The following is a 19,379-nucleotide window of genomic DNA, read 5'->3' as shown; positions in this document are numbered from 1 at the left end:
CCTAAAAAAGGGGGGAACCGGAATCAAAGTACCCTTTTTTAAGGGAGATTTAGAACTTTTGATACCGACAAGAGGACTTTTCAAACATCCTCTAAGATACCTACCAAAATCTAAAGCATAGTCAATAGTTAAATGAAAAAAACAATTCTGACGACAGGATTTCTCTTATTGTCTTTCATGTTTCCGCTTAAAATCTCAGCGGCACAGAATTATGATGATATTTATGTTTTTGGCGACAGCTTTTCTGATACAGGAAATGCATTCAATGCTACAAATAGAACTTTTCCCCCAAGTTCAACATACTTTAATGGACGTTTTTCCAATGGTCCAGTTTGGGTAGAATATCTGGCACAAGACTTAGGATTATCCTTCAATCCTCGCACCAACTTTGCCTTTGGAGGGGCTACCACCGGAGTCGATAACATTAGCGTTCCTGGGTTACCCGGATTGCAACAGCAAATCGCTAGCTTTACAGCAGAAAATCCGTCTGCTGATCCCAACGCCCTTTATATTGTGTGGGCTGGTGCTAATGATTACTTCAGTTACTTTGCAGGGGGTGTTCCCAACCCTAATCAGGCAGTTGCAAATGTATCAGCAGCAGTGACATCGCTTGCTGCCATAGGCGCTCAAGATATTATGGTAGTTAACCAGCCAAATTTGGGAAAGTTTCCAGTTGCAAACTTTAATAGTCAAATACCCAGCTTATTCAGTACGTTGACCAATGCACATAATTCTGGCTTAAACGCGACCATCAACTTTTTGAACCAGCAACTAGACCCTGATATAAACATCATTCCTCTCAATGTTAATGACTTATTTAGTAGGATAATCGCCGAACCAAGCGAATTCGGCCTGACAAATGCTACCAACTATTGCATACAAGACTTATCAGTAGTGCCCTTAAATTTGCCTACCCAACCAGTCGCCTGTAATCCAGACGAGTTTTTATTTTGGGACCCAGTTCATCCTACAACCGCAGCTCATCAGCTTATTGGAGAATCTGCATTTTCAGTACTGAAGCCAGAGTCTGTTCCTGAACCTTCTAATGTGTTAGGAGTATTGGCTTTTGGTGTTTTAGGTAGAGTTTTACTTCTGAAATACAAATAGCTATCTGTGTTAGTCCTCTTTATTCTCAAATGCCCCTAAATCTTTCAGAGTAATTTTTTGAGCCTCAGTTAAACCCGTCACCCCACTAAGATTCATGCCATCATAAAGGTTAGAGTTCTTAAGAGTTTTCAAGCACTCACCTGTGTTGACATTCCAAAGCTTAATCGTATCATCTTGACTACCACTAACTAAGGTTTGAGCATCGGGACTAAAAGCTACTGACCAGACTAACTTAGAATGTCCCAAGAAAGTTTTTACACAGATGCCAGTAGTGACATCCCATAGTTTCACATTTTGATCACCGCTACCGCTTGCCAATATGCAAGCATCTAGAAAGGCAACTGAATATACTGAACTAGTATGTCCCTTTAAAGTTTCAATATTCTGACCTGTGCTGACATTCCACAGCTTGATTGTTTGATCAGTGCTACCACTTGCCAGCATTCGACCATCAGGACTAAAGGTAAGTGACCATATCCAATCATTATGACCATGCAGAGTCTGAAGACAACGACCACTAGCGACATCCCATAGCCTTATTATTTTGTCATGACAACCACTGGCTAGCAGATGACCATCTGGGCTGAAGGCGACCACCCATACCCAATGCATATGCCCTTGCAAAATATCGAGGCACTGGCCCGTTTTAATATTCCACAGCCTAACTGTCTGGTCTTGACAACCACTGGCTAGCATATGACCGTCTGGACTGAAGGCGACTGATGTGACTCGATTACTATGTCCCTGAAAAGTTTTGAGGCATCTACCAGTGCTAGCATCCCAGAGTTTCACTGTTTGATCCTCACTACCACTAGCAAGTATTTGACTATCCGAACTAAAAGCGACTGATGTAACCCGATTACTATGTCCCTGAAAAGTTTTGAGGCATTTACCAGTAATAGCGTCCCATAGCTTAACCTTTTGGTCATTACTGCCACTGGCAATAACAAGACCATTTGAGCTGAAGGTGACTGACCAAATCCCATTACAATAACCTTGCAATATCTTGAGGCATTTACCAGTGTTAATATCCCAAAGCATTACTGTTTGATCTTCACTGCCACTTGCTAGTTTCGTTCCTCCTAGACTAAAAGCAACTGACGGTATTCTGCTACTATGTCCCTGTAAGGTTGTACAACAACGACCCGTATTAATATCCCACAGTTTCACCGTTTGGTCATCACTGCTACTTGCTAGCGTCTTACCATTAGAACTGAAGACTACTGAATTAACGCAGTCAGTATGACCTTGCAAAATCTGAACAAATTGCTCTGTAACGAGATCCCATAGCCTCACTGTTTTATCATGACAACCAATAGCCAGAGTTTTACCATCAGGGCTGAAGGCGACTGACCGACTCCCACTATTATCAACCTGCACAGTATTGAGGCATTGTCCAGCACTAGTATCCCATAACTTCACAGTTTTGTCATCACTGCCACTGGCAAGCGTGGTACCTTGAGGACTGAAGGCGACTGATGTAACGCTATTACTATGTCCCTGCAAAGTTTTAAAGCATTGCCCGGTGCTGGTATCCCACAGTTTTACTGTTTGGTCTTCACTACTACTGGCAAGTATAGTACCTTGTGGACTGAAGGCGACTGACCAAATTCCACCATTATGCTCATTTAAGGTGGTTAGGCATTGCCCAGTGCGAGTATCCCACAGCTTAACTGTTTGATCATCACTTCCACTGGCAAGAATATGACCATCAGGGCTAAAGGTAACTGGCCAGATAAAACCCGTGTGCCCTTTGCAGGTAAGCAGTTGTTTCCCATCCGCAACTTGGTACAAGCAAATCTCATTATTAGTATCCCCCGTAGCCAAAAGTTTTCCATCAGGGCTGAATACCACAGAATGAATACCAGCCAGGGTTTCAGCAAAAACAGACTTAGCCAAATTGGCATGAGCAAAATTTACATTATGCAAATTCACACTTCGCAAGTCTGCTTGCCAAACAGTCAGGTGAGAAAAATCATAGCCACTCAGATCAGTTTCTAGATGAGAAAGCAGATTGAGAATGTTGCCAGCCGTATACCCTGGTTCTAGAGGAGATTCTTCTCGTAGTTTTGTAAGAATTTGAATTAACTGATTTTCAATTTTTATTTTACTTCTTAAGATATTAAGCAACCCATCTATCACTGGTTTAATGAGAAGGCGAATTTGAGTGTCCTTAACATAGTCTTTACCCATTGCCTTCATCAGAGCATGACATCTGAATAAATCAATATTCTGAGTGACAATCTCTTCACAGACGTTTTCTATCAAGCTACTAGTCACATACTCCATAACTACAGGCTGGAGCGTAAAAAGTGATCCAGTTTTTTCAATGAGCGTAGGCGTAGCCTTCTCGATTAGCGATCGCCTTCCTAAAGATTCTACAGCCTCTAGTAATTTTGCTTGTGGTACTGGTGATACAATATCTTCGCGCAATTCTGAGAGTGTAATCGACTCCCGATTAATCGCTAGCCAGTACATTATGTCCTTTTCTAAATCTGACAAGCGCTCAAACTGCTGCTCTAAAATATCGTGAATATCTCCAAAGACAGACGTATCTTGTTGCAAAAACTCAGTCATACTACCATCAAAGATATCTTGAATGGTCGTGGCAACTATCTTTAAGGCTAATGGATTGCCTGCATAACGTTCAATCATTACTTTGCATTCATCCTCTGCCACCGATACCCCTTTGAGTTTCAAGATTTCTTGGCCTTCTAGCACCTTCAAGCCACTCAGTGGCAATGAGCGAACAGGTAGTGCTTGTCCTTCCAATAATGCCACTTCTTTTGGTTTTTCACGACTAGTCAGCACTAAGCAGCTTTGGTGAATTGCTTCTCCTACCCGTTTTAAAAGCTCACCATATTCCTCATATCCTTCTTGATAAAGTCCGGCGCGGCTACCACTGCGGAGAATTGATTCTGCATTATCAAGGATCACCAAACAGCGATGATTTTGCAAATAATAGAGTAGTCGCGATACCCGATTGCTAAAGCTTTCCGGTAAGTTACCTTCTGTTTCCTGTTCGTCAGATAGAAATTGAATCAGGTTACTTAAAATAGTTTTAACAGGTGGAGCTTCTCGTAGCGATCGCCAGATCACATAATCAAAGTTTTCCTGAATTTTTTGAGCAAGCTTTACAGACAGCGCCGTTTTACCAATGCCTCCTATTCCCAATAGTGCCACCAATTGGCAATGCTCATTGAGAATCCATTCCTCTAGGGTAGTAAGTTCTTCTGTACGTCCATAAAAAACTAAGTTAAAGATAGCTTCTCCCCAATCTAGACGAGTATTTGAGCTTGAATAGTCACTTTTATCTATTTTTAAGTGAAAAGCCGAAAAAAGCTTTTCAATAGTCTGTTTGTCAACTCCTCCTTCCTGATTCAATACTTTCGAGATGGTAGCAGAATATAACCCAGAGCGTGCACTCATTTCTTCAAGAGTGTACCTGTTTCCAAAATTTTCCTTTGCTTCTGACTGATGCTTTGCTTCCTTAATTTTTTGTAAACCCTTGGTAGTAAGTGCAACGCCACGCTTACGTCTCCAATTCTGTAAAGTCATATATTAACTCACTGTTCGTGTAATCACCTTTGATTAAAAGGAATTATCTACTAGGTTGCTATAGATATGAGGTGATAGCTATAACAAACGAATAATCTTATGTTGCAGAAGATTTAAAACAGGTATATTACTAAAATATTCACTAATGAAAACCACCTTTGGCAATCCACTCGTCTCGGTAAGTCAACATCGCTTGCTCAACAGACAATCTGGTCTGTGGGGCATTGCTGACATCAGCGCTTCAGCCTAAAGCTTCTTGCACTTGGGTAATGGCAGAATCATTACGTGTGGTACTAGTTATTTAATACCTTGACTTTTCAGTAATATATTTGGGGCGTAAAGCTTAAGTTCAATCTCAAAATCCCGATTTTCACTGGTAAAAACAGTTTTGAATTGGCAATCTTGATAAGGAAAGTTTGTATATATCTAGCCTATCAATCAATGAATAAAACTGTTGCACTTAAATTTCCCCGTTTGGCAACCTCCAGGAATAAAAGGGCGCTTAAGCGAATTACCTTAAATTTGACATCAGATGAAGCCCAGAACCTTGAAAAATATTGTGAACAGACAGGCAGACTAGCAATAGATGTGATTCGAGAACTCATTCAAGCCTTGCCTTGACCCTTGACCTGACTTTTCACGGTAAGTCTGAAAAGTTTCAGTACAGAAGAGTCATGGCTAAAGTAGAAGGTGTTGCACATTTGGACAAAGGTTTTCAAATTTAATCTGACGAGAGTAATTCAAGAGCAGTAATCATAAATTAGACCCTCCTGACTGGATCTTTGCTATTTCAATACTGTTGTTTGTTGGAAAAATACTAAAAAATAAGGGTTATAGATTATTCTCTGACGGAAGTGATAAAAGAATAAGGATAGTCGCCGAACGGAGAAACAGTCTCTTACTTCTGATTATACAACTCAATAATAGTTATCACGTCATCTTGTTTTCAGCGTGCTACGCTCGTTTACGGCAGGCGTAGCACGCCTTTACTCAATTTTTACGTCCCTCTCAATCTTCACAAAAAATTACCACTCGTTAATTTAACACCTCCAATTCAACCAAATTCTAATGCTTATATATTGAGAGAAATGGTTCGCAAATCTACTTTTATTTCGTCAGCGGCAAGGCTCGAATGAGTTCTCTAATCACATCCGTTGCTGGTCTGCCTGTCTGTTCACAATACTTTTCAAGGTTCTTGGCTTCATTTAATGCCAGGTTTATAGTGATTCGCTTGACCGCCCATTTTTTGTTCATGCTAAAACAGATAAATCGTGTAATCATAGCTTCAAACCCTGATTTTACCTTCTCAACTGGAAAGTAACCTAAATTTTGGATGTGCCAACATACCTTTTCAATAGGACACGTTGTAAATAAATATTGCAGGTGTGCTTTAATGATTTACTAACTTGTCCATAAATGATATTTGAACAATGAAGATTTGGGTACTCTATAATCCAATACACTTGGGTTAGTGATAATCGTCTCCGGGAACTCCCCCTAACCCACGCTACTTGCTTCTTCTAAGGGAGACGCTCTTTCTAGCTTGCTTAAGAGTAGGGGTACAAGTCGGGAAATCCGATGCCACTTGCTTTAAGCCTACATAGAATTGGTATAAATTGAAATTGAAAGGTTGAGACGGGGACACAGGGAAATATTCATTCTCCGCGTCAGTGTGTCTTCGTCTGATTGCATCGCTCCCTACCCATAATCTATTATATTGATAGTCTACTATTGTGGCATCTAGTTAATTCTAAATGCTCAAAATTTTGCCGTTTCTCAGTTTAATTATAAACCCGCTTTATTCACCTTGATAACCCTGATTACTTTGGCAGAATACCTATTTATATCGTTCTTATTAGATTCATAATTGCAGCTTAATTGCAATCAATTTAGAATTAACAATGTTGAAGAAAGCTTTAACCTAAATTTGTACTAACTTTAACTCAACCTTTGCTTACGCTATATGCCTTAGTAAGAAGATTGTGTAGTAACTATGGCAAAGTACTGTATTTATATCGGTTTTTAGATGTATTGCTACCGTTAACCCAGAGCTAGAAGTCAAATTGGAGGTTATTACGAGTTGCTGTTGACTGCATTAAGGAGCGGAGATTCTTGAAACTGCAACTGACCCAATTACATCTACTCTGAGCCAAATTAACTGGAGCGTAGACCCATGAGACGCACAGATGTTGCTTGCATAGCACAAAATAGGTGTCTACGCCGACAGCATGACATTTGCATATTTTCTGTGGAGTTTTCTTAACTTACTTGAGGAGTACAAATGCTTGAGGCTATCGCTATTGCTTGGTTATTACTGTTTTTTGGCGACTTTCTATCTACATTCTTTTACCACGTACCCGAGCACGTTTTTGGTAGCCTTCATTTAAAAACGCACCACTCTTGGAAGAAGGACTTCCGCCACTACGCTATTTTGACTTTTAATCCCCAGGTTCTTTTAGATGGTATCTTGGGAGCTTTGCCTTATGTACTCATAGCAGTAGTCCTGTGGTCTTTCTCTCCTATTGGCGTTATCTCTGGATTACTGCTTGGTCAGTTTCATGTATGGTGGAGACACATAAGTGTACTAGGTTGGCAAACTTCAAAGCCTGTAAATATTTTATGCCAAATTCTATTTATTACTACTCCTGAGAGACACTGGTTACACCATCACAAAACTAATTTGGGTTTCGGTGATATTTTCACCTTCTTTGAACAACCTGCACAAATGTGGTTACGCTGGCTTCGGCTACTCAGACTTCGTTTTCGCTACTCTCGGATCTAACTAAAGCTACCGCTTACCTAAATACTTTTTAAAATTACCAAAATCAGCTGCGATCGCAGCTGATTTTTGGACACTATTTATATTTTGCCAGAGAGGGGATTATTCCAGTCTCAGAAATGCAATCACCTACATATTCAAAAAAGTTTTACACTGAGCTTGTCGAAGTGCTGATTGCCAATTTAGAAGTAGTAGCAATAACAAATATTAATTGACCATAGATTTAAGTTATGCTTTTATTTAATTAAAAAAGGTTTGTTTATATTTTTTCTATAACTCATCAAAAAGTAAGTGAGTTACATGGACGGAAGGATGCCTCTGGTAAAGAGTTTAAAGGTATTTGCCGCCGCTTAACTTCAATAGTTATACCGCCAATCTTTTTGGGAAAACTAGTCTTAATTAGTAAATTATTATATGCCTAGATTTTTATGACAATTTCTCTCTTTTGGGGCAATACTAGGCGTAGCTTGCTTTCCCGTTCGGCGAAGCCGTTCCCGAAGGGTAGGATTACGGATAGCTACGCTAAGGCAACCGTTCGGATTCTCTGCTATGTGACCACCAAAGAGATTTACTTTGAGGCTGACACTAACCAATCCCCTATTGCCATCAAACAGTCTAGAGAAGAATTTACACGCGATTTCGTTGAAATCCTGAATCAGCTGTACACTCAAGCCACGTCTTCAGAAAATCTAAGGTTTTATCAACAGACACCACTGCAACTGGTACAAAGTAAGAAAATGTCCGCTTTGGGAAATTTAGTGGCAGAGGTGGCAAATAAAATTAATAATCCGGTTGGTTTTATTGCTGGAAATTTGCAACCTGCTGCTTATGAGGTGTTTCATGTCGCCAGTTAGCCTCAGAAAGATTCTTAACAAAAAAGAGTTACCATCTCTTCTTCAGGGGTTAGTCTACCAGTTGAACATTGCGATTGATGTTGAACTGGTAGACGGCACGAAACTAATTAGCATTGGGAAGCAAACTGCGGAAAACAGATATCCAATCGAGGTGTCAGGAGAAATCATCGGTTGGGTTGTTGGGGGAGAACAGGCAACTCTACTTGCGACTTTGCTCTCGTTTTTAGCAAAGCAGGAAGCTGAGAAGAAAATACTCGCTAAAGAATTGCTAGAGCGATACCAGGAGATTGATTTGTTTGAGGATATCTCGACTCAACTCACAACAAGTTTGGATACTCGACAGATTGCCCAACTCGTGCTTCAGGAATTGAGTCAATTAATTGAATCGTCTGCGGGGATGATTCTGCTCCTGAGTCCAGATGCAACTGCATTTGAAATCATTGCCGAATTTGGAGTGTTTTTTAATGACAGTCAGCCGGAACCAGGTAAGGGAATTATTGGCAACATTGTGCAATCTAACCGGGCAGAACTCATCAATGATGTGCAAGCCGATCCTCGATTAGAGGGGCAAAAAAACGTTAGTGCAATGATTTGTGTACCGTTACGAGCCAAGGAGCGGGTACTGGGAGCGATCGCTATTGGAACATCCAAGGCTGACTCCTACAAGGCTGAACACCTCAAGCTTGTGAGTATCTTTGCCTCTCAAAGTGCGATCGCTATTGACAAAGCTGTGCTTTACGAACAAAGCACTCAAGCAGCCGTCCAAGCAAAAGCCCAGACACAGAAGCTTCAGCAAGCTCTCCATGAGTTGCAACTGGCCCAAACTCAGTTAATCCAAAGCGAAAAAATGTCCAGTCTAGGGCAACTCATTGCCGGAGTTGCCCACGAAATCAACAATCCGGTTAACTTTATTTGCGGCAATTTAAGATATGTTGCCGAATACGCCCAAGACTTGTTGCACCTGTTGGAAAAGTATCAGAAATTCCTACCTGTTGCTCCTCCAGAACTGGAATCAGAGTTAGACAATATAGACCTGGAATTTATCATGCAGGATCTCCCCAAACTGCTGGATTCGATGAAACTGGGCACCAGTCGCATCGTAGAAATTGTGCAATCCCTGAAAAACTTCTCCCGCCATGATGAAGCCGAAATGAAAGCTGTCAACATCCACGATGGCATCGACGGAACGCTGATGATTCTTCACCATCGCTTGAAAGCAGATGTTCATCGTCCGGCAATTGAAATCGTTAAAGACTATGCAAAACTTCCCCTAATTGAATGCTATCCCGGACAGTTGAATCAGGTGTTTATGAACATCCTGGCAAATGCCATTGACGCTCTAGAGGAGGGAATGGGCAATGAAGAAATATCCCCCCCTACAGCCCAAATCACCATTCGTACCAAAGTCCTCGACCACCATTCGGTTGTGATTCGCATTGCTGACAACGGCCCAGGCATGAAGGAGGAGATAATCCACCGCATTTACGATCCCTTCTTCACCACAAAAGATGTTGGTAAGGGAACCGGGTTAGGCATGGCAATCAGCTACCAAATTGTTGTGGACAAACATGGGGGAATTCTCAAGTGTCGTTCTCAACCAGGTGAAGGGACAGAATTCTGGATTCAAATTCCGGTAAATTGTGCAATGGTGGACGCTACTGAAGAACAAAATAGCACCTTTACCTCGCCAATCACAACCGAATCATCCCCCACTCCTGATGCCGACGGCTTCATTGCATCAACAACTCCAATGCTCAAACCGACGGATTTGCTGATCCGCCATACTCAATTGATCCAGCGACTTTCACAGCACAGTCCAGAGGTGGAAGCTGCATCACCCGATCAAATTTACCAGATGTTCCAACACCACCCAATTTCGTTAAAGCTTTACGCCACTTTGTTGTCTTGGTTCTGTTGTTCTAATCCTAACCAAATACGCCACTAAAGAAACCTCAATCATGTTTAATCAACTTGATGAATACAACCGTCAGCTATTTGAACAATGCCCTGCTGGGCTAGCACTGTACCGAACAGATGGGACGCTGATTGATATTAACCCTGCCTATGCTGCTATTTTAGGGCGCACTGTTCGAGAAACCTTGAATCTCACCTACTGGCAGATTACCCCAGAAAAATATGCTGCTACGGAGCAATCTAGCCTAGAAGACTTGGAACGAACTGGTCGCTATGGGCCTTATGAGAAGGAGTACATCCATAAAGACGGGCACTTGGTTCCAGTCAGGTTATCTGGACTGATGATTGAGAGGGATGGGGAGCGGCTGATCTGGTCTAGTGTGGAGGACATCAGCGACCTTCGACACGTTCAGCAGGAACGTCAACACTCCGAAAAAATCTTGAAACGGAGCGAAGCCCGATACCGCTCTCTGGTCAAAACTAACACGCAAATTATCTGGGTCAGCACACCAGAAGGAATTTGCTTTGAATTGACAGACTGGATCGCCTACACAGGTCAAAGTCTAGCTGAAGCGGAAAATGGGGGTTGGATTGATGCCGTTCATCCCGACGATCGTGGTTATACCGGAGAAGCCTGGGGTGTTGCCGTAGCAAACCTGAGCATGTATCAAATTGAATACCGAATTCGAGGTCAGGATGGCAATTATCGCTACTTTTGGGTCTGGGGTGCCCCCGTTATCGAAGATGATGGTAGCGTTCGGGAGTGGATTGGCACTTGTACCGATATTCACGATCGCAAGCTGGCAGAAGCCGAAAGTCAGCGGCTTAAAGAACGATATCGCTCGTTAGTAACTGCTACTTCACAGATCGTCTGGGCAGCTACTCCAGAAGGACTAGGAATAAGCAGTGAAATGCTTACCTGGATGGCCTATACGGGGCAGAGCAAAGCTAAAGTTGAGGGTTGGGGCTGGATTGATCCAATTCACCCCGATGACCGTGCTAGATCCATAGAAGTTTGGAATGCTGCTGTGGCGAACCGGGGGATCTACCAAACCGAATATCGGCTGCGCGGCAAAGATGGCGCATACCGCTACTTCTCTGTCTGTGGTGCCCCCGTCATCGAAGATGATGGCAGCATTCGAGAATGGATTGGCACTTGTACTGATATTCATGATCGCAAGCAGGCAGAAGCTGAAAATCAACGTTTATTGGATATGTTGAATCATTCCAGCGATGCGATCATCGTCCGTGACATGAGCGAGAAAATCTTGTACTGGAATCAAGGTGCCGAAACTCTCTACGGCTGGACGCGTGAAGAAGTGAAAGGTCAATACATTCACGCATTTATCAAAAAAACCTTTCCAAAACCAAAACAAGAAATTATCGCAGAGTTATTAGAGCAAGGCAGTTGGGAAGGAGAAGTACAACATCTCACCCATGAGGGCAGCCTGATTACCGTCGAGAGCCGATGGACGTTGCAAAGGGACATCGACCGTCAGCCTTGCGCGGTGCTGGAAATTAATACCGACATTACTGCCCGCAAACAAGCAGAAATCGCTCTGCGGCAACTGAATCAAGAACTGGAAGCCAGAGTTGTAGAGCGGACAGCTGCCCTGCAAAATACCTTAGCAGAAGCGCAGGGATTAAATGCTATTTTAGATAACTTAGCAGATGGTCTGTTGGTGGCAGACACCGCAGGACTTATCACCCACTTCAATCCTGCCTTTTTAGGCATGTATGGATTGACAGCTACCGCCCTCAACGGTCACTACCGAGAACTGCCGATCTCTGGTTTAGCAAACCTGGTAGCACGAACTCAGTCCCATCCCAAAGAGGTGTTCTCTGCCGAAGTTGCACTGACAAAGGAACGCATTGGTCAGGCTGTGGCGACCGCAATTTTCAAAAAGACGACAGACCAAGAACCCTCTGCCTGCTTCGGTTCGGCGCTGCTGATTCGGGATGTGACGGCAGAAAAGGAGATTGACAAGATGAAGACCGACTTCATCTCAACAGTTTCCCACGAGCTGCGGACGCCGCTGACTTCTGTTCTCGGTTTTGCATCGATCATTAAAGAAAAGCTAGAAACTGATGTGTTCCCAATAATTTCTACCGAAGACCGCAAGCTTCAGAAAACCATCAAGCGGGTGGGTGACAATCTCAACATTATTGTGTCGGAAGCAGAACGGCTCACGTCTTTGATTAACGATGTCCTGGACATCGCCAAGATGGAAGCAGGTAAGGTGGAATGGCAGATGCAGCCTCTCGATCCCAGCGAATTACTCGATTGGGCAAGCAATTCCACCGCAGGGTTGTTTGAAACCAATGGCTTGCAGTTGGTCTGCGAGATTGAACCTGGACTGCCTCAGATCGTAGGCGATCGCAACCGTCTGCTGCAAGTTTTAATCAACCTGATTTCCAATGCCGTTAAGTTTAGCGAATCTGGTTGTGTCACCTGTCGCGTTAAACAAGGAAACGACGGTGTTTGCATCAGTGTCATTGATACAGGTATTGGTATTGCACTTGAAGACCAGCCGAAAGTATTTGAGAAATTCCGCCAAGTAGGCGACACCCTCACCGACAAACCCAAAGGTACAGGGTTAGGACTGCCCATCTGTAAACAAATCGTCGATCATCATGGCGGTAGAATCTGGGTTGAGAGTGAACCAGGTAACGGCAGCATATTCTCGTTCATCATTCCCACCTATACCTGCGATCAAAAAACCACTGCTAATCTGAATCTGGATACGCTAGTCAAACAACTCAAAGAACACGTCATCACCAGAGACGCTGTACTGAACCAAAACCGTAAAACCATCTTGGTTGTAGATGATGATGCCAACATTAGAGAACTGCTCCGTCAACAACTGGAAAATGAAGGCTACAACGTTCGGGAAGGGAAAGACGGTATGGATGCAATTCATCAAATCAAAATAGCCCATCCCGATCTGATTCTCTTGGACGTGATGATGCCCCAAATCAACGGCTTCGACGTGGCAGCCGTTCTCAAAAATGATCCTCAGACCGCAGACATTCCGATTATTATTCTGTCAATTATTGAAAACAAGGAACGGGGCTACCATATTGGCATTGATCGCTATCTCACCAAGCCCATTGACACAGAGAAACTCCTCAACGAAATTGGCTCACTGCTTTACCAGGGCACTTCTAGTAAAAAGGTATTGGTTGTAGATAAAAATGCATCAGCCTTAAAAACCCTATCAGATGTACTACAAACTCAGGGATACAGCGTGATTGAAGCCTCGAATCCGCAAGAATGCATCCATAAAGCCTTGTCAGCCAAACCTGACATGATCATCATCGATTCTATGTTTTCTCAAGAAGCTGATTTGGTGAAAACTCTACGCTTTGAGAAGGAGTTGGAAAATGTATTTTTTATTATGCTGTCCGAACAGTAATTGCTGCTACTAGGGACTGGGAAAGAATTCTTCTAATCCCTAATGCCTAATTCCCAATACAACTCTTGGAGAGGCTGCGCCCTAAGCGTAGCTATGCCGTAGGCTTTACGGCAACTCTTAGAGACGCTCTTGCGTTCGCTCAGTACAAGTGCCCAATGCCCAATTCCCAATCCCTAATCTTTATGACTCAGAAAATTCTGATTGTTGACGATGAACCCAATATCTTGATTTTGATGGAACAAGCCCTAGAAGCATTAGAAGATGAGGGTGTTGAACTTCTAACTGCTAGAAATGGAGAAGAAGCTCTCGAAACTATTAAAACTGAAAAACCAAATCTGGTTTTTCTCGATGTAATGATGCCTAAAATGAATGGTCTGCAAGTCTGCCACATTGTTAAACACGACCTGCAAATGACTGACATCTACATTGTAATATTGACAGCTAAGGGACAGGAATTTGATAAACAAAAAGGAATTGAGGTTGGGGCAGACTTATATTTAACGAAACCATTTCGCCCCAAAGAAGTACTTGAAAAATCAATGCAGGTATTGGGCTTTTGAGGAAAGTCTTGAATGCTTTTCACTGCGATCGCTTCCGGCAGACTGGAAGTGATCGCTATTTTCTATACTGGCTCAAAGCTCATAAAAAAAAGTTGCTAGAGAAATATTCTTTAGTAACTTGGCTGAAATATTTAGTTGTTAGTGGGATGGGTAGTAATTTTTAACTCTTGATAATTGATTAACCATCCCAATCATCAATCTGGCAGCTTTGATGCCCTGGCGATCGCTTACCCGCAATGAATGAAAGAAACAATCTTGAAGAGCGCCATTAACAGATACATTTATAAATATCCTGACAGTTAAAACCGAACCCTCAATAGTGTGACTGAGCCTGATTAGAAAAATAAAAGGAGAAAATTATGGTTGCGACCCAACCTCAACAAAGCTTAAATACTACCCAATTGCTGCGCGATCGCGTTGTTTTGATCACAGGCGCAAGTCGTGGCATTGGTGCAGCAACCGCCAAACTGCTAGGACAACATGGTGCCGCGGTTGGCGTAAATTACTATGGCAGTGAAGCAGCGGCTGTGGAAGTTGTTGAATCGATTACATCCGCTGGCGGTCGGGCAGTGGCAGTCAAAGCCGATGTGCGCGACCCACAACAAGTAGATGCAATGGTGCAGCAGGTTGCAGATACCTTAGGTATCATTGATACGCTGGTAATTAATGCCAACGCGAATTTCCCAATGGCTCCCTTCGTAGATTACCGCTGGGAAGACTTTGAAGCAAAATTGCTGGGAGAATTGAAAGGGGCGTTTTTCCCCTGCAAAGCGGTTGTTCCCTCAATGATGGAACACAAACGAGGTATTATCATTGCTGTTAGCAGTGGCTTATCTCGCCATCCAGCAGAAGGCTTTATCGCTCATAGTACCGCCAAATCTGGATTAGATGCCTTCATTAAAAGTCTGGCACTGGAACTCGGTCCTCACGGCATTCGTGCTAATGTCGTTTCACCTGGATTAACCCTGACCGATGCCACAGCCCAATTACCTCAAGAATATAAAGACGTTTCGGTTCAAATGGTGCCATTAAAGCGAAATGGGCTGCCAGAGGATATTGCCGGAGCCATTCTGCTGTTAGCATCTGACGAAGCAAAATTTATTACCGGGGCATATTTACCCGTGAGTGGCGGTGTGCAAATGCTTTGATCGGTGACAGGAAGCGATGATTAGATAAGATGAGGGGATGACGTAGATAGCAAGTGTTTCTCACCATCTGATCATCCTTACCTTTCCAAGACTGTTTTCTATGATGTATCTTCAAGTTATTTTGAAGGTAAAACCTGCCTCTGAGAGATTTAGGCAAAATTTATGGGAGAAGTCTAGCTGTGCCGCAACTGGTTGGTACTCCTATTAAAATTGCTGACAAACTAGAAGCCCTATTTCACGAACAGGCTGGGGACAGTTTTGTAATTTCGCCTACTTACAGCATTTACGGTCAATTGATTGAGGATGTCCGCAAGGTGATTAAACAAGTTTTAAGTAGACTGCGATTGCAACCCTCAATCCCTTTGCACAGGAAATGACGCGCTTTGCCCAAGAAATTATGCCGCGAGTGGCTCTTCACAACTTGTGCCTTTAAACTAAGTATTAGATCCTCCCGTGCCATATTTCCAAAGAAGCGTTGGTTGGGGGGATCTATGCTAGTGCGATCGCAGCTTTTTTTGTCAACTATTTAATTGACCTAGATTCAGGATTTTTGACTGACGCTGGGTCTTTTCTACAATCAATACAATTCTAAAATTTCTAATTCTGGTGATAGTGGAAAGCCAAACTTATCATGAAAATGAGGAAACTTGAGTAAGAATAGACACAAAGGTTTATTGTGATAAAAAGCTTTTAGCTTAAAGAAGCGAACATCAAAACCTTCCTTTTGTGCTTCTTTTGATTCAGAAAAACTTCCAGGAAAAATTTCATCAAAATGAACTTCAAATTTCCTTGCTGTTTCCAAGAAAGGTTTGCCAATCAATTTAGCACCATTGTCATAAGCAGGGTTAGGTATTGCTTTCCTGTACTCACTTTCGTCGAACCCAGCCCTTAAAATAAATTCAAAAAATCCGTTAAGTATCTTGAGGTTGTCACTTGTATTAAAGTCTTGCCAACCTTTAACCAAACTATCTTGAAGTTCAAAAAAAATGTTAAGTATAAATTGGGTTTCTACAGAATTTAATTCAGCGGTAGATAGTTTCATCTTTTTAAGTATTGCTTATTCACAAAAATCTACTTCACTTCAATCTCATGAAAGTGAATAATTCAAAACGTTATTGCAATCTCAATTAAAAAATTGAGAGCGCTTAGTAAAATTAAAATCTAGGATTTTTAAAATCCCTCTACTTCAGCACGTGATGCTAAGTAATTATTATCAACAGGTTTTTTATTTGGGGATAATGCAATCCTCAAAGCCGACTAAATTTCCTTTAGAACCTGTAGAATTTATGAAGCTACGTGCCAAAAACCTGTGTATTTATACTGGCATAAGAGTTTCATATAAGTCAACCAGATTAATAATAAGTTTAAAAATTACTGAATATTACTATTGACAAGTTTATATTTATCTATAATTCATATTTGTCAAACCAATTTTCTGCTCAAAATACGGATAATACAGATATCTTCCTTCTGCCCCAGCCCCGATCTTCTAGAAATAATTGGGCAGGGAGTAGGGGGCAGCAGGGGAAAATTCCTCTCCACTCCACCCTTTCTCCCACCCATAGAGTCTCTTCAGCGCTTGCTCCCTGCTTGTTCAATTAGAAGGTAATTCTGGGAAACCTTAACTTGTGAGAGCGAGAGCTTTTGCCAGAAGGAACTAGAATTAGGAAACACCTAGCTGGGTTCTTCTGACTTTTGAAATTAGGAGTGCATGTGTGCCAAAATCCCCTAAATATTTGCTGATTGGATCAACCGAGACTTACAGCGGTAAATCTGCAACTGTTCTGGGTTTGTCTCATCAGCTACAGCAAAAAGGACTGGATATTACCTACGGTAAACCGCTCGGTACGTGTTTAAATTTGTCTCGTGGAACCGTAATTGAGGAAGATGTCCAGTTCATCGCTCTTAGCCTCAATTTGCCGGAAAACCGTGTTGCACCTACAATGTTGGCTTTGGATGAACTAAATGTGCAAAAGCGCTTGCGGGGGGAAGACAAAACCGATTATCAACAGTCCCTAATACAGCAATATTTGCAAATGTCCCAAGGAGATTTGGTATTACTGGAGGGACCTGGTGATTTATCCGAAGGCAATTTGTTTGACTTGTCTTTGCTGCAAATGGCTGAAGTATTGGATGCTGCTGTGCTGTTAGTAACCCGCTATAAATCGTTGCTTTCGGTTGAGGCGCTATTGGCTGCTAAAGGGCGTATGGGCGATCGCTTGATTGGAGTTGTGATTAATGATATCCCACTCACCCAACTAGAAGCGGTTGACACTTTCTTGCGCCCATTTTTGGAACAGCAGGGGATTCCGGTGCTAGCAATGCTGCCGAACAACGATTTGCTCCGCAGTGTCAGTGTTGGCGAACTAGTCAAGCAGTTAAAGGCTGATGTTCTCTGTCGCAACGATCGCCTAGATTTGTTAGTGGAAAGTCTGGCAATTGGAGCGATGAATGTCAACTCCGCTGTGAAGTATTTCCGCAAACGCCGGAATATGGCAGTGGTAACAGGAGGCGATCGTGTAGAAATTCAGCAAGCTGCTTTGGAAACTTCTACCCAATGTTTAATTCTCACCGGGCAATTACCACCCCCGCGATTCATTCTCAGTCGCGCTGAAGAACTGGAAATCCCCATTTTATCTGTTGACTTAGACACCCTCACCACTGTAGAAATTGTTGACCGCACTTTCGGGCAAGTCCGCCTCCACGAGCCGATTAAAGTTCAGTGCATTCGCCAGTTAATGTCAGAGCATTTTGACATTGACCGCCTGTTATCTAAACTGGGTTTAACTCCTGCAGCGGCATTGTCTTAGGCTCATCAACCTAAACAATTAAGAGCATCTATGCTCAGTTATCAGTTAGGAGGGTGTATTGCTGGTGAGGGTACAGCTAGTTCGCCGTCACCTCCCAGGCGACGGCGTGCTGTCTCTTTCCGCCCCATAGCTGGGACGTGTTTAGTTGCAGCAGCTAATCCAAACACAGGCATATTGCCGTAAACCGCCTCATATCTTCCCGGTTCTATTAAATAAGTTTCGTGCCAAATGCCGACACTGCCATCAGCACCAATGGCTTGATTAAAATTTTGCCAAGCTTTTAGATGTGCATCAGCGGGATTTCTGGCAAAACGCTCCAAATCCTCGAACGATCGCCAGTATTGAATCAATCCTACGCCTCGCCAGTAAACAAAAGTTTCTCCTCCTAAAAATCCTTTTTCAGGATTCTGATTAAGGCTTCCTAGCATGGGCGACATCGCCCTAGCTGTGGGAATCCATTTGGAAAAAGCGAAGAATTTATTAATTCGCATTCCAATCAGAAACACAACAAAGGGTTCATTAATCTCGGCTGTAAATCTTCCTGGTATTACTTGAGGCATCTATTAACTCACTCCTTGCTATTTTAGCTTAATATGCAATTAGTTGTATATTAATGCTATATGCAATTAGTTGCATATGTCAAGTGGTGAATTCAAAATTATGGCATTAGCGCACGCAATATTAGCTACTCTGGTTGACGCGCCTTGTAGTGGGTATGATTTAGCAAAACGATTCGATGGCTCTGTAGGCTTTTTCTGGTCAGCAAGTCACCAGCAGATTTATCGGGAGTTGTCGAAGCTAGAAGATCAAGGATGGATCAGTTCCGAGTCAATTGTTCAAGCAGGACGCCCAGATAAAAAGCTCTACAGAGTTACACACTTGGGAGAACAGCAACTCAAAGAGTGGATTGCTCAACCTTGTGAACCCACACCGATTAAAGATGATTTGCTTGTTAAAATTTTTGCTGGGCATATTGCTTCTAACCAGATGATTTTGGCAGAGCTAGAGCGTCACCAAAAAGCCCACTTAAAAAAATTATCTACGTACAAGGATTTAGAACAAGAATGCTTTCAGAATCCGCAAGAACTCCCAGAATCAGCAAAATTTCGGTATTTGACTCTCTTGAATGGCATCACTTATGAAACACATTGGCTGGCTTGGTGTGACCAAGTAATCCAAACAATCGAAAAATTGTAGCAAACTCTAACTCAGGTTCGCCTCGCACCTACACGC

Annotated in this window: 16 protein-coding genes; 12 read left to right on the top strand and 4 right to left on the bottom strand. The window is 42.6% G+C overall.

Translation table 11 applies throughout. The annotated features are described in order from the left end of the window. Positions 1-132: 132 nt before the first annotated feature. On the top strand, positions 133-1,107 hold the full coding sequence (locus tag V7K40_RS25915) for an SGNH/GDSL hydrolase family protein (RefSeq protein WP_334964820.1): 975 nt from the start codon (positions 133-135) through the stop codon (positions 1,105-1,107). 9 nt (positions 1,108-1,116) lie between these two features. On the opposite strand, the gene V7K40_RS25910 is transcribed toward V7K40_RS25915, so the two are convergent. Beyond that, positions 1,117-4,665: an NB-ARC domain-containing protein gene (locus V7K40_RS25910; RefSeq protein WP_334964818.1), complete on the bottom strand. Its 3,549-nt coding sequence runs from the start codon at positions 4,663-4,665 to the stop codon at positions 1,117-1,119. Between the two features lie 441 nt (positions 4,666-5,106). Between V7K40_RS25910 and V7K40_RS25905 the strand changes: the two genes are divergently transcribed. Further along, positions 5,107-5,286, top strand: coding sequence for a CopG family transcriptional regulator (locus tag V7K40_RS25905; RefSeq protein ID WP_334964816.1), 180 nt, complete (start codon positions 5,107-5,109; stop codon positions 5,284-5,286). 486 nt (positions 5,287-5,772) lie between these two features. Here V7K40_RS25905 and V7K40_RS25900 read toward each other — a convergent pair whose 3' ends face one another. Then, positions 5,773-5,919 carry a CopG family transcriptional regulator gene (locus V7K40_RS25900; RefSeq protein WP_322695793.1) on the bottom strand — a complete coding sequence of 49 codons (147 nt, stop codon included), beginning with the start codon at positions 5,917-5,919 and terminating at the stop codon, positions 5,773-5,775. A 1,027-nt stretch (positions 5,920-6,946) separates the two neighbouring features. On the opposite strand from V7K40_RS25900, the gene V7K40_RS25895 reads away from it, so the two are divergent. From V7K40_RS25895 to V7K40_RS25860, 8 genes are all read left to right on the top strand, one after another. Beyond that, complete coding sequence (locus tag V7K40_RS25895) at positions 6,947-7,447, top strand: fatty acid hydroxylase (RefSeq protein ID WP_273767957.1); 501 nt, start codon at positions 6,947-6,949, stop codon at positions 7,445-7,447. A gap of 425 nt (positions 7,448-7,872) precedes the next feature. Beyond that, positions 7,873-8,298 (top strand): hypothetical protein, encoded by a 426-nt coding sequence (locus V7K40_RS25890; RefSeq protein ID WP_334964814.1) that lies wholly within the window; start codon positions 7,873-7,875, stop codon positions 8,296-8,298. Then, positions 8,285-10,243: an ATP-binding protein gene (locus V7K40_RS25885; RefSeq protein ID WP_334964812.1), complete on the top strand. Its 1,959-nt coding sequence runs from the start codon at positions 8,285-8,287 to the stop codon at positions 10,241-10,243. Before V7K40_RS25890 ends, V7K40_RS25885 begins: the two co-directional genes overlap by 14 nt. A gap of 13 nt (positions 10,244-10,256) precedes the next feature. Further along, the gene (locus tag V7K40_RS25880; protein WP_334964810.1) at positions 10,257-13,628 is read left to right on the top strand and encodes a PAS domain S-box protein; all 3,372 of its coding nucleotides are present in this window, start codon (positions 10,257-10,259) and stop codon (positions 13,626-13,628) included. 182 nt (positions 13,629-13,810) lie between these two features. Then, positions 13,811-14,188: a response regulator gene (locus V7K40_RS25875; RefSeq protein ID WP_190894307.1), complete on the top strand. Its 378-nt coding sequence runs from the start codon at positions 13,811-13,813 to the stop codon at positions 14,186-14,188. An 8-nt stretch (positions 14,189-14,196) separates the two neighbouring features. Beyond that, a complete protein-coding gene (locus V7K40_RS25870; RefSeq protein WP_334964808.1) occupies positions 14,197-14,352 on the top strand; it encodes a hypothetical protein in 156 nt (51 codons plus the stop codon). A gap of 195 nt (positions 14,353-14,547) precedes the next feature. After that, on the top strand, positions 14,548-15,336 hold the full coding sequence (locus V7K40_RS25865) for an SDR family oxidoreductase (protein WP_334964806.1): 789 nt from the start codon (positions 14,548-14,550) through the stop codon (positions 15,334-15,336). A gap of 179 nt (positions 15,337-15,515) precedes the next feature. After that, positions 15,516-15,713: a hypothetical protein gene (locus V7K40_RS25860; RefSeq protein WP_334964804.1), complete on the top strand. Its 198-nt coding sequence runs from the start codon at positions 15,516-15,518 to the stop codon at positions 15,711-15,713. A 200-nt stretch (positions 15,714-15,913) separates the two neighbouring features. Here V7K40_RS25860 and V7K40_RS25855 read toward each other — a convergent pair whose 3' ends face one another. Then, a complete protein-coding gene (locus V7K40_RS25855) occupies positions 15,914-16,378 on the bottom strand; it encodes a hypothetical protein (protein ID WP_334964802.1) in 465 nt (154 codons plus the stop codon). A 673-nt stretch (positions 16,379-17,051) separates the two neighbouring features. Here V7K40_RS25855 and V7K40_RS25850 point away from each other — a divergent pair. Continuing rightward, entirely contained in the window at positions 17,052-18,146 is a 1,095-nt protein-coding gene (locus tag V7K40_RS25850) for a phosphotransacetylase family protein (protein ID WP_334964800.1), read from the top strand. A 41-nt stretch (positions 18,147-18,187) separates the two neighbouring features. On the opposite strand, the gene V7K40_RS25845 is transcribed toward V7K40_RS25850, so the two are convergent. After that, positions 18,188-18,706: a DUF4188 domain-containing protein gene (locus V7K40_RS25845; protein ID WP_334964798.1), complete on the bottom strand. Its 519-nt coding sequence runs from the start codon at positions 18,704-18,706 to the stop codon at positions 18,188-18,190. A 100-nt stretch (positions 18,707-18,806) separates the two neighbouring features. Here V7K40_RS25845 and V7K40_RS25840 point away from each other — a divergent pair, with 100 nt between their 5' ends. After that, complete coding sequence (locus tag V7K40_RS25840) at positions 18,807-19,343, top strand: PadR family transcriptional regulator (RefSeq protein WP_334964796.1); 537 nt, start codon at positions 18,807-18,809, stop codon at positions 19,341-19,343. The last annotated feature ends 36 nt before the right edge of the window (positions 19,344-19,379 follow it).

This window comes from Nostoc sp., assembly GCF_036917195.1.
Lineage (GTDB): Bacteria > Cyanobacteriota > Cyanobacteriia > Cyanobacteriales > Nostocaceae > Nostoc.
This window is presented reverse-complemented; position numbering and strand designations above follow the sequence as displayed.